Source organism: Fibrella aestuarina BUZ 2 (assembly GCF_000331105.1).
Lineage (GTDB): Bacteria > Bacteroidota > Bacteroidia > Cytophagales > Spirosomataceae > Fibrella > Fibrella aestuarina.
The window spans coordinates 1,571,186-1,586,017 of the sequence record NC_020054.1 but is presented as its reverse complement, the minus strand read 5'-3'; the positions used below and the strand labels follow the sequence as shown (position 1 = coordinate 1,586,017).

General features: G+C 55.2%; 14 protein-coding genes. 8 read left to right on the top strand and 6 right to left on the bottom strand.

The window, feature by feature from the left end; genetic code table 11:
- The first annotated feature begins 27 nt into the window (after window positions 1-27).
- From FAES_RS06420 to FAES_RS06405, 4 genes are all read left to right on the top strand, one after another.
- Entirely contained in the window at window positions 28-1,191 is a 1,164-nt protein-coding gene (locus FAES_RS06420; RefSeq protein WP_015330389.1) for a Gfo/Idh/MocA family protein, read from the top strand.
- A gap of 32 nt (window positions 1,192-1,223) precedes the next feature.
- Window positions 1,224-2,045, top strand: a complete 822-nt coding sequence (locus FAES_RS06415; RefSeq protein WP_015330388.1) for a ThuA domain-containing protein — start codon at window positions 1,224-1,226, stop codon at window positions 2,043-2,045.
- A gap of 79 nt (window positions 2,046-2,124) precedes the next feature.
- Window positions 2,125-5,217 (top strand): SusC/RagA family TonB-linked outer membrane protein, encoded by a 3,093-nt coding sequence (locus FAES_RS06410; RefSeq protein WP_015330387.1) that lies wholly within the window; start codon window positions 2,125-2,127, stop codon window positions 5,215-5,217.
- 30 nt (window positions 5,218-5,247) lie between these two features.
- Window positions 5,248-6,951, top strand: coding sequence for a RagB/SusD family nutrient uptake outer membrane protein (locus tag FAES_RS06405; protein WP_015330386.1), 1,704 nt, complete (start codon window positions 5,248-5,250; stop codon window positions 6,949-6,951).
- Window positions 6,952-7,056: 105 nt separating this feature from the next.
- Here FAES_RS06405 and FAES_RS06400 read toward each other — a convergent pair whose 3' ends face one another.
- A complete protein-coding gene (locus FAES_RS06400) occupies window positions 7,057-7,473 on the bottom strand; it encodes a hypothetical protein (protein WP_015330385.1) in 417 nt (138 codons plus the stop codon).
- Between the two features lie 414 nt (window positions 7,474-7,887).
- On the opposite strand from FAES_RS06400, the gene FAES_RS06395 reads away from it, so the two are divergent.
- Window positions 7,888-8,082, top strand: coding sequence for a cold-shock protein (locus FAES_RS06395; protein ID WP_015330383.1), 195 nt, complete (start codon window positions 7,888-7,890; stop codon window positions 8,080-8,082).
- A gap of 253 nt (window positions 8,083-8,335) precedes the next feature.
- Here the strand turns inward: FAES_RS06395 and FAES_RS06390 are convergent, their stop codons facing one another.
- From FAES_RS06390 to FAES_RS06375, 4 genes are all read right to left on the bottom strand, one after another.
- On the bottom strand, window positions 8,336-9,334 hold the full coding sequence (locus FAES_RS06390; protein WP_015330381.1) for a c-type cytochrome: 999 nt from the start codon (window positions 9,332-9,334) through the stop codon (window positions 8,336-8,338).
- A gap of 165 nt (window positions 9,335-9,499) precedes the next feature.
- Entirely contained in the window at window positions 9,500-10,081 is a 582-nt protein-coding gene (locus tag FAES_RS06385) for a carboxymuconolactone decarboxylase family protein (protein ID WP_015330380.1), read from the bottom strand.
- Between the two features lie 79 nt (window positions 10,082-10,160).
- The gene (locus tag FAES_RS06380) at window positions 10,161-10,715 is read right to left on the bottom strand and encodes a peroxiredoxin (protein ID WP_015330379.1); all 555 of its coding nucleotides are present in this window, start codon (window positions 10,713-10,715) and stop codon (window positions 10,161-10,163) included.
- A 248-nt stretch (window positions 10,716-10,963) separates the two neighbouring features.
- Window positions 10,964-11,380 carry a hotdog fold thioesterase gene (locus tag FAES_RS06375; protein ID WP_015330378.1) on the bottom strand — a complete coding sequence of 139 codons (417 nt, stop codon included), beginning with the start codon at window positions 11,378-11,380 and terminating at the stop codon, window positions 10,964-10,966.
- A gap of 65 nt (window positions 11,381-11,445) precedes the next feature.
- Between FAES_RS06375 and FAES_RS06370 the strand changes: the two genes are divergently transcribed.
- From FAES_RS06370 to FAES_RS06360, 3 genes are all read left to right on the top strand, one after another.
- Window positions 11,446-12,090: a histidine phosphatase family protein gene (locus FAES_RS06370; RefSeq protein ID WP_015330377.1), complete on the top strand. Its 645-nt coding sequence runs from the start codon at window positions 11,446-11,448 to the stop codon at window positions 12,088-12,090.
- Window positions 12,091-12,274: 184 nt separating this feature from the next.
- Entirely contained in the window at window positions 12,275-13,369 is a 1,095-nt protein-coding gene (locus FAES_RS06365) for a sensor histidine kinase (RefSeq protein WP_015330376.1), read from the top strand.
- 36 nt (window positions 13,370-13,405) lie between these two features.
- On the top strand, window positions 13,406-14,152 hold the full coding sequence (locus tag FAES_RS06360) for a LytR/AlgR family response regulator transcription factor (RefSeq protein ID WP_015330375.1): 747 nt from the start codon (window positions 13,406-13,408) through the stop codon (window positions 14,150-14,152).
- A gap of 324 nt (window positions 14,153-14,476) precedes the next feature.
- On the opposite strand, the gene FAES_RS29970 is transcribed toward FAES_RS06360, so the two are convergent.
- Window positions 14,477-14,638: a lmo0937 family membrane protein gene (locus FAES_RS29970; protein ID WP_148289301.1), complete on the bottom strand. Its 162-nt coding sequence runs from the start codon at window positions 14,636-14,638 to the stop codon at window positions 14,477-14,479.
- Window positions 14,639-14,832: the final 194 nt, after the last annotated feature.

The following is a 14,832-nucleotide window of genomic DNA, read 5'->3' as shown; positions in this document are numbered from 1 at the left end:
TCACTTTCCTATACAACCTAGACCTATATGCCCTCCTCAAATGCTAACCGTCGCCGCTTTCTGCGCGAATCGCTCGCTGCGACAGCGGGATTGACCGCGTTTTCGGCGCTCGACGTCCCTGCTTTTGGCCATCAGCCCGTTCGGCATGAAACGCTTCAGCCTGTACCCACGACCGGTATGGCCGGACGCCTCAAGTTCGCCGCGATTGGCCTCAATCACCCGCACATCTATGGCATGACCGAGGCCGTACTCCGCGGCGGTGGCGAGCTGGTGGGTGTGTATGCCAAAGAACCCGATTTGCTGGCGGCTTATACCAAAAAATACCCGCAGGCCAAAGTAGCCAAGTCGGAAGACGAACTGATTGGCAATTCGCAGATTCAACTCATTCTCAGCGCCGCCATCCCCGACGAGCGCGCGCCGCTGGGCATTCGGGTGATGAAAGCCGGGCAGGATTACCTGGCAGATAAACCGGGCATCACCTCGCTCGAGCAATTGGCGGAGGTACGTCGCGTGCAGAAAGAAACCAAGCGCATTTACTCCATCAGCTATAGCGAACATTTCGACGTACGCGCTACGGTGCGGGCGGGCGAGTTGGTGAAAGCCGGGGCCATCGGCAAGGTGATTCAGACGATCGGGCTGGGGCCACACCGCATCGGCCTGAACCCGCGCCCCGACTGGTTTTTCGATAAAAAACGGTTCGGCGGTATCCTCTGCGACATTGGCGCGCATCAGTGCGAGCAGTTTTTGTTTTTCACCGGCTCCACCGAGGCGGGCGTCGTGGCCTCGCAGGTCCGTAACGTCAACCACCCACAATACCCCAATTTCCAGGATTTTGGCGATATGATGCTGCGCGGAAATGGCGGCACCGGATACGTTCGCCTCGACTGGTTTACGCCCAACGGCCTAAGCACCTGGGGGGATGGCCGCCTGACGATTCTGGGTACTGATGGCTACATCGAACTGCGGAAGTATGTCGACGTGGCGGGGCGCCCTAATGGCGAGCACCTGTTTCTGGTCGATCAGAAAGAGACACGTTATGTGGATTGCAGCCAGGGTGATTTACCCTTCGGGCGGCAGTTGATCGACGACGTGCTGAACCGAACCGAAACCGCCATGACGCAGGCGCACTGCTTCCTGGCAACGGAACTGGCCCTAAAGGCTCAAAAGCAGGCATCCGACGTGAAAGTATAACGCCCTTGCGCCGATCCTCCCTAAACCCATCCATGTTTCGTTTTTCCCTCCTGGTAACCCTCTGCCTATTGGCTCGCCTGAGCCACGCCGACGATGGCGTAAACTGGAAGAAGATACGCGTACTGGTATTCACCAAAAACGGCAAAGGCTACGTCCACGATAACATCCCGACGGCGGTAGCCCGCTTTCAGCAACTGGGTCGTGAGCACGGTTTTGCGGTTGAGGTGTCAGACCAGCCAACGGTGTTTACGGAGCAGAACCTGCGGCGGTTTACCCTGCTGATCTTCCCCAGCACCAACAACGACGTCTTCGACACCGATGACCAACGGCTGGCGTTCCGGCGCTACATCGAGGCCGGTGGCGGCTTCGTAGGCGTTCATTCGGTGATCGGGACCGAGCGCAACTGGGTGTGGTTCAAACGGATGCTGGGTGGGTCGTTTTTGTGGCACCCAAAGCGGCAACCGTACCGCCTCCAGCTGATCGACGCGCGCCACCCGAGCATGGCCGGCCTGCCCAAAACCTGGCAGCGGGAAGATGAGTGCTATTTCATGAAAGAGATGTCGCCGGGGCCAACGACCCTATTGGCGCATGACCTGACCTCGCTCGACACCACCGAGGCCCAGAAGATCAGAACCGCAGCGGGCTCCTACACCGCGCTCTATCCGGCCGCCTGGTATTACCATTTCGACGGGGGCTACACCTGGTGCACGGCGCTGGGCCACGCCAAGGAAGATTACAACGAAGCCACGTTTGTGCAGCATCTGTTTCAGGGCATTCGCTACGTGGCCTCGCAGGTACGTGGCCTTGACTACAAACAGGCCTACGCCACCCACCGCGACGACGCTATCCGCTGACCAACAACGTATTACTCAAGAGTACGTACCTGATAATTACCCGAGTGCCATTTATTCCAAACCTAATTGCTAATTTCCTATGAAGCACGTTTTTACGCAGTTTTCAACACATCAGTACCACCGACATCTGCTGGTATGGTGCGTTTTACTCTGGCTGGTGAGCAGCCCATTCAGCCGGGCCTATGCCCAGGAACGCACGGTGACCGGCCGGATCCTGTCGGGCGACGACCAATCGCCGCTGCCGGGTGCCAACGTAACCGTGAAAGGTACCTCGCGGGGTACGTCGACCGATGCCAACGGAACGTACCGGATCAACGTACCCAACGATCAGGCTACGCTGGTCATTTCGTCGCTGGGTTTTCTCTCGCAGGAAGTGGCCGTGGGGAACCGGGCTACCGTCGATCTGACGTTGAAATCCGACGAGCGCGCCTTGCAGGAGGTGATCGTGGTGGGCTACGGTACCCAGAAGAAAAGCCAAACAACGGGGGCTATCTCGTCGGTCAGCGCCAAGCAGATTACCGAGATGCCCATCACCAACCTCGGGCAGGCCTTGCAGGGCCGGGTGGCGGGTGTCGACGTAGCGCAGTCGGGTAGCCGGCCGGGCACAGTGCCCACCATCCGGGTACGTGGTCGCCGGTCGTTCAACGCCGGTAACGACCCACTTTATGTGGTGGATGGGATTCCACTCTCGGCGGGGTACGAAGATTTCAACCCCAACGATGTGGCCTCGATGGAAATCCTGAAAGATGCCACCGCCACGGCGATTTACGGGGCGCGGGGTGCCAACGGCGTCGTGCTGATTTCGACCAAACGCGGCAACACCAACAACAAGACCACGATCAGCTACGACAACTACGTGGGTGTTACCGACGCGCTCGACAAGATCAAGCTGTTCAACGGGGCTGAGTTTACCGAGTTTGTCCGCGAAGCCTACCGCACAACGGGGCAATACACCGGTGCCGACGGGAAAGTCGTACCGACGGGCCAATCGGACCCGGTTGCCGATGCGAAGATTTCGGTACTGGGTGGTGACCCCAACGTGGCCGCCGGTATCGCTGCCGGGCGCAACACGGATTACCAGTCGTTGATTCTGAAGCAGGGGTTCCAGCAAAACCATTCGCTGGGTATTCAGGGCGGTAACGAGAAGACGCAGTTCTACATTTCAGCCGGTTATTTCCAGGATAAAGGCATTATCCCGGGCCTCGATTACACCCGTTACTCGTTGCGCGCCAACGTCGATCACCAGATCAACAAAATGTTCCGGGTGGGGCTATCGTCGTACCTGATGTACAGCCTGCGCAACGGCGAAAGCCTGAACCCGTATAGCTTCACGCTGCAACAGAACCCGCTCGGTCGGCCGTTCGACGACAACGGCAACATGATCTTCTTCCCCACCAACGACGCCCTGCTGACCAATCCCTTGGCAGAGATTGCGCCGGGGGCTCAGATCCAGGAACGTAAGAAATACCGGATTTATAACAGCCTCTACATCGAAGCCAACATCTTCGACGGATTGAAATACCGGGTAAACTTCGGGCCCGACTTCACGCTTCAGCGCTACGGGCGGTTCATTGGTGCGCAGACCAACGCCCGCAAAGGCGGCGACCCGCAGGGTGAGTTCAACACCTCATTTGGGTTCAACTACACGCTCGAAAACATCCTGACCTACACCAAAACGTTTGGCAAAGGCCACAACCTGAACGTCACGGCGCTCCAGTCGATTCAGCGCGACAACTTCGAGACCAACAACATCAATGTACAGGGTATTCCGGCGGAGTCGCAGTCGTTCTACAACGCCGGTAACGCCAGCTCAGTGCTGGGCGTGGGGAGCAACCTGGTTGAGTGGACGATCAACTCGTACATGGGCCGTATCAACTACGACTACAAAGACAAGTACCTGATTACGGCTACACTGCGCCGGGATGGATCGAGCCGGTTCGGCGAGAACACCAAGTATGGTAACTTCCCTGGCATTGCGTTGGGCTGGAACATCAACAACGAGGAGTTCATGAAAGGCGCCACCTGGATCGACCTGCTGAAACTGCGCGTGAGCCGGGGTGCCGTGGGTAACCAAGGTGTAGCGCCTTACCAAACGCAGGGTTTGTTGGGTCGCACGGTGTATGCTTGGGGGAACAACCCGGCTTATGGCTACCGCCCGAACACGATTGGCAACGCCGACCTGAAATGGGAAACCTCAACCTCGTCGAACGTCGGGGTAGATTTCAGCCTGTGGCGTGGTCGCGTGTCGGGTTCGCTGGAAGTCTACCAGACCAACACCACCGATCTGCTGCTGTCGGATCAGCTGCCGACCTCTACGGGCTTCAACGCTGTAACGCGTAACATCGGCGAGACCCGCAACCGGGGCGTTGAGATCAGCATCTCGACCATCAACGTGAATACACCGGGCGGCTTCAAATGGAGCACCGATCTGCAGTTTACGAAGAACAACGAAGCTATTCTGTCACTTTATAACGGGGCCGTCGACGATATCGGCAACAAGTGGTTCATTGGCAAACCCCTCACGGCCTACTACGATTTTAAGAAGATCGGGATCTGGCAGTCGAACGAAGCCGATGCCGCCAAAGCGTATGGCAACTTCCTACCGGGGCAGGTTAAACTGGCTGATATCGATGGCGACGGTAAGTTTTCGGTTACCAACGACCGGACCTTCCTGGGCTCTGATATCCCGACCTGGAGCGGTGGTATCACCAACCGCTTCAACTACAAAGGCTTCGACCTGTCGTTCTTTATCTACGCCCGGATTGGTCAGACCATCCTGAGCGGTTTCCACCAGAACAACAACGCGCTGGCGGGCCGGTATCAGCAGATCAAGGTCGACTACTGGACGCCCAACAACCCGACCAACGAGTTCCCGCGCCCCAACGCCAACCAGGAGTTCCCGCTGTATAATACGGCGCTGATCTACTTCGACGGCTCGTTCGTAAAAGTGAGGAACATCAACTTCGGTTATACTTTCCCGTCGGGAGGTCTGGTACAGCGCTTAGGCCTTCAGTCGTTGCGGTTATACTCGAGCATTCAGCAACCGTTCATCTTCTCGACGTACCGCACGAAGTACAACGGGGTTGACCCCGAATCGACGAACGGTACAGTCGACAATGGCTTTGTGCCGGCTACCCGTGTGGCTACCGTTGGCCTGAACGTTAAATTCTGATTCGTCCCCACACGAAGACTTCTTTTTCCAATGAAAGCAAACATCATCACCAATAGTGTTCGGGTACTAGGCCTGACGGTCCTGCTCCTCACGGGCCAGTCGTGCAAGGATATCCTGGACGAAAAAGTTATTGCCAATATCGGGAATGACTACATCAATACACCCAAAGGCTTCGAGGATGCCGTCCGGGCGGCCTATTCGTCGCAACGGGCCTTCTACGCCAGCGAACGCGGCCTGACTATGACCGAATATGGCACCGACATCTATCAGGCCGGGGCCGACGGTAGCTACAAAGGCTTCCACTTCTACGATAGCCAGCTCAACAGCTCGTATGATATCATCCAGCAGCTCTGGGAAGAGCTATACCGGGGTATCAACACCTGCAACGCGGTTGTCGAACGAGCCCCGACCACGGCGGGCGTTACGGATGCAACTAAAAAGCTGCGCGTAGCTGAAGTGAAATTTCTGCGGGCGCATTACTATTTCATCCTGACCCAGCTGTTTGGGGGTATCGACCTGCGCCTGACGGAAACCCTCGGGCCCACGAAGAAAATCGCCCGGGCTACCGAGGCCGACATGTACAAGGCGATCGTGGCGGATCTGGAAGCGGCCATCCCCGACTTGGACAACAAAATCCGGTCGAGCGACTACGGCCGCGCCACCAAAGCTGCAGCCGAACATTTGTTGGCCCGTGTCTACCTGACCAAAGCAACGTCATCGGCGAAAGCGGCCGACGATTACGCCAAAGCGGCGACCCTGGCGCAGAGCGTGATCAACAACTATGGGTTCAAACTGCTGCCCGACTTTGCCAGCGTATTTGCCCAGGGTGCCGGTGAAATCAACGACGAGGTGATCTATTCAATCCAGTATACCTCCGACCCGCTGACCAACATCAACACGGCCAATACGAACAACGGCGACGGTAACAAACTGCACCTGTATTTTGGGATGCAGTATGACGTGCAGCCCGGTATGAAGCGCGACATTGCCAATGACCGCCCCTTCAAGCGCCTGCGCCCGACCACGTACCTGCTCGAAACGGTTTTCAAGGACCGCACCAACGACTCGCGCTACAAGAAGACGTTTAAAGACACCTGGCTGAGCAACAACCCAGGCACCGGCCTGAATACCTCTTTCGACAATAGCAAAGCGAAGATTACGCTGAAAGCGGGCGACACGGCCATCTACATTCCCGGCGTGGAGTGGACAGTGGCGCAACGGGCGGCCAAGCCGTATCAGGTGCTGGTGCCGAGTCTCTACAACGCGGCCCTGTTCCCGACGCTCCAGAAGTTTCTCGATCCGCTCCGCCCCGACCTGACTTACGAACAGGGCAGCCGTGATTTTCTGGCCTTCCGCCTCGCCGAAACGTACCTGATTCTGGCCGAAGCCCAACTGAAGCAAAACAAGACGACCGAGGCCACCGCCGCCCTCAACGTGGTGCGCCGCCGCGCTGCCTGGCCGGGTAAAGAAGCCGCCATGGAACTCAATGCCGCCGACGTAACCATGGAAACGATCTACGAAGAGCGCGCCCGCGAGCTGGCCGGCGAGCAACTACGCTGGTTTGACCTGAAGCGCTGGGGCAACCTGGTCGATCGGGTGAAGAGATACAACCCGGATGCGGCGGCTAACGTAAAAGAAACCAACAACCTGCGCCCAATTCCGCAGACGCAGATCGACCGGACGGAGAAGAACGCCGACGGGTCGCCTGGTTTCCCACAGAACCCCGGCTATTAAGCCTGTGCATCGGCGCTTACTGCGCCTGGGTACGTAACAGCGAAGCCCGCTCCAACATTTGGGGCGGGCTTCGTTCATGTAGGAATGGAGTTGATCGGAAAGCCTTTACCAACGGCGGCCCCAGCCGGGCTGACCATTGCCCCGATTGCCGTAGCCGTTATTATAGCCATTGTTGTACTGATTGCCGCCATATTGGCGATACTGCTCGAACGTGAAGAGCCGATCGCGTTGGCGCGGCGACAGCACCGCGAGCACATCCTGGCTCTTCCGCCACATCAGCTGGCGATAGGTGTCGGGATAGCGCGGGGCCAGAGTAAACTCCCGGTCGTAGAACTGTTCGATGCGGAACAGCTCGCGCTTCTGGCCACCGTTCAGATTGACGATCCGGTCGAGGCGCTCGATCCGGAAGACATCCTCGCGGTAATCGTTGCCCCAATCGGGGGCGGGCCTCCGGCCGGGCTGAGCCATCGAGGCAGTAGCCAGCAGCACGAAAAGGGTGGCAAAAATCCAATTTGTTTTCATCGTTGCGTAGCGTGTTACGTGTTGTATACCCCTTAGAGACGGCAACGATCACAAGGTTTAATTGGCATTCCACCCAAACGTCGAACTCACTTGTTACCGAGATTGGGGAACGAATTAACGAACCACATTGGCCTATTTCGACGCGTTTCAACCCCTTTTTACACTAAAAAAGCGTGTATTTAACTATTTTTTGACCTTCCAGTATAATTTATTGGGTTTGTAAGAACCTATTTTGCAAATTGTCGTTTAGAGTACTGTCCTTCTGAGCCTAACACCTCGGATAATTAGTTGCACTATCTGACAAATTGCGCGCAGTTCTTACTAAATACCCGCTTTGCGTCTTTAGTCCCCTGTTTAGCATTTTTTGTAGAAGAGTGTTTTTGTTCATTTTTTTGTTTTTTACCTCATACAATCATGCAAACAGGAGTAGTTAAATTCTTTAACGAAAGCAAAGGCTTCGGCTTCATCGTTGACGACGAGTCGAAAAAAGACATCTTTGTACACATCACTGGCCTGAACGGCCTGACGATCCGTGAAAACGATCAGGTGTCGTACGACATCGTTGACGGCAAAAAAGGCCTCAACGCTGTTAACGTGAAAAAGATGTAAGGGTATTCCCCTACGCTGAATCACTTGCCGAACGCCCGCCTCTGGTATCAGAGGCGGGCGTTCTTTTTTTGCTTATTTACCAACTCCATCGTCCAGCGTTATACCGCTACGATTACTTGCCCGATCAACAACTACAATAGCCTGCTGCGTTGCTTCTGGTCAGACACGGTACAAGATCTCTACCAAAAAGCGGTGGGGTACAGGTACGTTGCCTGATCAGTTAACGTACCTGTACCCCACCACTTTTTTAGTATCAACGAGCCGCCAGCACGTTGCCTTTAGGCGTAAACTTCGTTACCGTATTCGGCACCGGCGTCAGGGTCTTCAGGTACGTGTAAATCGCCCGCAAATCCGACTCGGTCATGCCCGCATACATAGCCCAGGGCATAATCGAGTTGTAGCCATCTTCGCCCACAGCTACGTGTTGGGTAGCCGGGTCGGCGTAGCTCTTGAACTTAGCCACGAAGGCATCCTCGGTGTAATGCATCAGGCCGGTGTGGTCGGGGGTCAGGTTGGCCGATCGCACCGTGCCGCCGGGCATTGGAAACTCGCGCCCACCCGCCATAAATTTCCCCGGCAGGGGTTGTCCCTGCCCATCCACGGGTGTGTGGCAGTCTGAGCAATTAGCGAAGGTGGTCAGGTAACGGCCGTAAGCCAGCTTGTCCGACGGGTCGGGACGGGTGCCGGGCTCGGCTGGTTTGGGCATGGTATTGAGGATAAAATTGACCGGAAAATCGACCTCAGGCGCCGGAATCGACGTGTTTTTGATGGGTTGCAGCGAGCGGACATAAGCAATAATTGCCTTGATGTCGCGGGGGTCCATGCGGGCGTAGTTGAGGTAAGGCATCACCGGGAACAGCGCCCGGCCGTCGCGGCTTACGCCCGTCGTGATGGCCCGGTAGAGCTCGCCATCGGTCCAGTCGCCAAGGTGAGCCGGGGTAATGTTGCGGGCGTAGAAGTTGCCCGGAAAGCCCATCGTGCGCAGAAACCCCTCGCCGCCTTTACCTTCCGTACCGGCCACCATGGGACCGTTCAGCTTTGTCCAGTCGCGGGTTGAGTGGCAGTCTACGCAAAGAGCCACGTGATTGGCCAGATAGCGTCCGTGAGCGATCTGCGCCGAATCGGCCTGAATGGTCAGCTGGGGAGCTTCCCCCACATTAGGTAGTGCCCACTTTACGTAGGCCAAGCCGGCACCAGCCACGACAATCAATCCAAGTAGCAGAACGCCGACGATCCGTAACGCTCGTTTCATAGAAGGAATAGATTTTTGGTTCAATCCCTTAATATGATTGGATTCAGGCAGTCATAGCGCCTGCATTGCGTGAACGTAGCCGAATATTTACCAGAAGGTAAGCCAAATCTGAAAAATCCCCGTTTAACGGCTCATAGTGAACCAGTTAAACGGGGGCTAGTGACCTTACACGACGACGAGCAAGCCCTTGATGACGGCGCCCAGCCGAATGGCGTCAAGCACACGCGCTTCGGAAGCCCCGTGTTTGAGTACGCTCTCTTCGTGTGAACGAACGCACATTTCGCAGCCATTGATAGCCGATACAACGAGGCTCATCAGCTCAAAAAACTCTTTGCCCAGTACCGGTGTCATCATGATGCTCATACGGATGCCCGCCTGCGCATTGGTGTATGCGTCTTTGTTGGCAAAATGCCGGAAGCGGTAGTAGATGTTGTTGGTGCTAAGCAATGACGTGCAGGCCAGGGTTTCGGCTACTTCGGCGTCAGTGGCACCTGCCTGTTTAGCGGCCTCCGAAAACGCGTCGATCAGCGGCTGATGCTTTTCGTTAGCAGCTACCGACAGGGCCAGCAAGCGGCTTTCCTTGGCATTCAGGTTTGTGCTATTGTTCAGCACGTTACCCACATTGATCTTCAGATCACGCAGGTATTTGCTGTCGCCCATCGCGTCGAGCACCGGGTAATCGGCTTCAGGAGCCAGACCCAGGTTCGCCAGAATTGAGGTAGCGGTATCGGTTCGTGTGATTGTCATGGTTTGAAAAAGCCTGGGCGTGGGGCTCGGGGCAGGAACCTATAGGCTCTCCTGCCCCGAGCCCCACGCCCTTAGCTAATTAAGCGTTGATCGTTGCTTCGCCTTTGGTCCAGTTACAGGGGCAAAGTTCGTCGGTCTGAAGGGCGTCGAGTACCCGGATCACCTCGTTTACGTTGCGGCCTACCGACAAATCGTTGACGCTTACCCAGCGTACAATCCCTTGCGGGTCGACGATATAGGTAACCCGGTAGGCAACTTTCTCGTTGGCTTCCAGGATGCCCAGCTCTTCGGCCAGCGACTTCGACGTATCGGCCAGCATCGGGAATTTCAGTCCACGCAGATCGTCGTGGTTTTTGCGCCACGCCAGGTGCACAAACTCGCTGTCGGTCGACGCGCCGATCAGCACCGTATCACGGTCTTCAAAATCCTCTACTTTCTTGTTGAACTCAGCGATTTCGGTGGGGCACACAAACGTGAAATCTTTCGGCCACCAGAACATCACCAGCCACTTACCAGCTTCGCGGTGATCGTTTGATGAAATCTCGTAGAACTCGTTGTCTTTCTCCAGTGAAACAACGGCCAGTTTTTTGAATTCAGGAAATTCCGAACCAACGGAAATAATATGATTTTTCATAGAGTTGATAGACAGGTTGTCTCTGTAAACGATGCGTTTTCAGCACAAAATTGAGGCGAAAATGAATACCTGTCTTATCGGTTCTATCAATCAGGCATTGATACCATCTATTAACATGGGCCTTCGTGGCGCGCAAATGCACTTTATTGAGATACGCTTGCCCAAAATTTAGGCCTTTATGCGTGGATAAGCTCCAGCATTGACCCCAACGAAGCCATTTTTGTATTATTCCGATAAACTGATTTTTATCATCTTGCGGCAATGATGGCAATCGTTAGTCGGCTGACGCACACGAGGCGTTCGGCTTCGTCGGTGATCCGAATGTCCCAGACGTGAGTGGTACGGCCCAGATGAATGGGCGTGCATTTGCCATAAACCCAACCCGACGATACCGACCGGATATGGTTGGCGTTGATCTCAAGCCCCACGGCCCGGTGAGTGTTCGTGTCGATTCGCAGCACCGATGCCACGCTGCCCAACGATTCGGCCAACACGACCGAAGCCCCGCCGTGCAGAATGCCAAACGGCTGCTGGGTACGTTCGTCTACCGGCATACGGGCTGTCAGGTGGGCGTCGGTCGCTTCCAGGAATTCGATTCCCAGATGGCCAACGATCGACTGCTGGTGAAACTCGGCTAAGTTGGCTAAGTTGACGTTAGCGTTCATAATCAACTGATTTTTCCGTACTTTTGCGGCCAATTTAGGTTCCGAAACCGGAACACCAATCGCTTTTGGCTAAGAAGGAGCTATATATTATTCGACACGGCGAAACGGACTATAATCGCCGGGGGGTTGTGCAGGGCAGCGGGGTCGACGCCAGCCTTAACGACATGGGACGGGCGCAGGCGGCGGCGTTTTTCCAGGCTTATCAGCATGTACCCTTTGCCAAGATTTACACCTCAACGCTGATTCGGACGTACCAGACCGTCGAATCGTTTATCGAGTTGGGCATTCCTTTTGAGAAGCTCTCCGGCCTGAACGAGATCAGCTGGGGCATCATGGAGGGCAAAGTCCCCAACACGCTCGACGACGACTATTACCGGACGCTGATCGAGAACTGGTCGGCTGGCAACACGGCGATGCCCACCGAGCAGGGCGAAAGCCCCGAGCAGGTAATGGCCCGTCAACGCCCGGCTATCGACCACATTCTAGCCCAGACCGACGAATCGCCGGTGCTGGTTGCCATGCACGGGCGGGCGATGCGGATTTTGCTGTCGTGGCTGCTTGGCTATCCGCTGGCGCGCATGGATCAGTTTGAACACAGTAACCTATGCCTCTATAAGCTAACCTATACCTATCAGTCTGGCACCTTTACGCTGGACGTTGCCAACGATACGGCACACCTCTTCGCAGTCAACAGCTACCTCGAACTGTAAGTACGTTCATACCCAACACCAACGACCAGCTTTTACGCAAAAGCTGGTCGTTGGTGTTTAAGCCCGTTCATCCGCCGAATGTCGAGCCTTATCCAGCGATCGGCGGGCTTCGCATAAAGGGGGCCCCGCTACGGGCATTTTTTACGTAGTTTCGTTAGCAGGCTCTCGCAAGCCACTTTATCCTATGTCGAAGCAACGTGTTTACTGGTTTTGCCAAATCGTCGGCTGGACGCTCCTGATGATGACCGAGTTCATCATCTATTGGATCGACGAGGGGTTCGTACCAGAAATATTCTACCTCACGCTGGCCAATATTCTGCTTGGCATCAGCCTGACGCACCTATACCGCCTCACCATCAAACGTTGGAACTGGGTTCGGTTGCCGTTCTACAAACTGGCACCGCGTGTATTGGGCTCCGTTATCGTGCTGGCGTTTATCATGACCTTCGTCAATTTCCCATTCGACCTGAGCCTGATCACCGACCTGCGCATGAGCACCGTGTCGACCTTTATCGCCAATATGGTCAACTGGGTCAAAACGATGATGGCCTGGATTCTAAGCTACACGGCCTACCATTATGTGGAACGCTCGCGGGATGCCGAAATCGAGAAGATCCTCCTGAAAACGTCGATCCGGGAAACGGAAGCCAAAGTGCTACGGTCGCAGATGAACCCGCACTTCATGTTCAACGCCCTCAACAGCATTCGGGCGCTGGTCTACGAGAATCCGCAGAAAGCGCAGCAGGGGATTACTCAACTGTCGAATCTGCTGCGTAACTCACTACTCGCCGACCGCCGCAAGACCGTTGAACTGCGCGAAGAAGTGAAAACCGTGCAGGACTACCTGTCGCTGGAAAAGATCCGGTATGAAGACCGCCTCGAATGCCGCATCAGCGTCGATCCGCAGGCCAACTACTGGCAGGTGCCGCCGATGATGCTTCAGACACTGGTCGAAAACGCCATCAAACACGGCGTGTCGAAAGCCGTTAGTGGCGGCTTCGTGGAGCTTATCGGCCGCATCGAAACGGGTACGTCGGGCCGCGACCAACTTCACATCTGCATTCGGAACACAGGTACGTTACAACCCGATGCCATGACCAAAGAAACGGCTTCGGGCGGTTTTGGCTTGAAAAACACTGCCCAACGCCTCGAACTGCTGTATGGCACCGACGCCCACTTTGCCATTCAGCAGGAAACGGCTGGTATCGTGGCCGCCGACGTTGTGGTTCCGCAGCAGTCTGAAGGTGTCTTCAAGCGCGATCACTTGCAGCATGTATGAGGCTCCCAACGCTAACCGCCCAGTAAACTCCCTTTTATGAAAACCCTGATCATCGACGATGAGCGGCTGGCCCGCAACGAACTGCGCCGCCTGCTGGAGAACTTTCCCAAAGTAGATATCATTGGCGAAGCCGCCAACGCCGACGAAGCGCTGCCCATGATCGACGACCTGCAACCCGATTTGCTGTTTCTGGACATTCAGATGCCGGGCAAGAACGGCTTCGAACTCCTGCAATCGATTGAGGGCCGCACGCCCGAGGTCGTGTTTACGACAGCCTATGACGAGTATGCCATCAAAGCCTTTGAATTCAATGCGCTCGATTACCTGCTGAAGCCAGTTGATCTGGCCCGGCTCAGCGAGGCGATCCACCGCGTCGAGGAAGAACTACTGCACGGGTCAACGGCCGAACGTACGCCGAACGTACCCAAGGACGCAACCAAGCTATTGGGCGAAAACGATCAGGTCTTTGTCAAAGACGGTGAGAAATGCTGGTTTGTGAAACTGGGCAAGGTGCGCCTCTTTGAGTCGATGGGCAACTACGTCCGGCTGTATTTCGATGATCAGAAACCGCTGGTGCTCAAATCGCTCAATGCGCTGGAAGATCGCCTCGACCCGGCTACCTATTTCCGGGCCAACCGGAAACACATCATCAACCTGCAATGGATTGATAAGATTGAGCCCTGGTTTAGTGGCGGACTGCTCGTGACGCTCCGGGGCAGCAACGACAAAATCGAAATCAGCCGCCGACAAGCCATTCGCTTCAAGGAGATGATGTCTCTTTGAGTGCCTAGAAAGTCATCAGAAAAAGGGTCCGTAGTCTGGAGAGTTGTTAAGTTGATTGCTTCGCGTGAGCAACACTTGACCGACTTTCCAGACTACGGACCCTTTTTTCTGATGACTTTCCAGACGATGACTGTATACAAATAAAAATCCCTGCACTCAAACTGATGCAGGGATTCCGTACCCACCGTAACTTGTACTTAACCTAAAATGAAACCACCTAAACCTAAACGTACCACTTACTAAGTGTCTACTTTGGAGTCAGGCTTAGGTCACTTCCGTGATGCCTTGGCCCGAAGGGCTGCATAGACCGAACAGGGGCGTGTATCAAACGCCACGTCCGCTAATTAGCCGGAACAGGACCGCTATGATCGCTATAACTAACAAAGCATGGATAAGCCCACCCATACCGAAGCTATTGAATCCTAAGAATCCAAGCGCCCAGATGATGACCAGAATCACAGCTATTGTGTACAGCAAATTTCCCATAACGTTCGTTGTGTGTTGAGTAAATCAGAACAACTTGTCTCGCGTTCTGTTACTGAGTAGGAGAAAATTATGCCAATTCTGCACCCGACATATGTTCTGTGTGGACTGAAGTACTCATAAGCGTAGAAATGAGGCATATACACCCCAAAAACTTTTTTTCTGCAATCGATATCAGCAACGTTACCACACAAGTA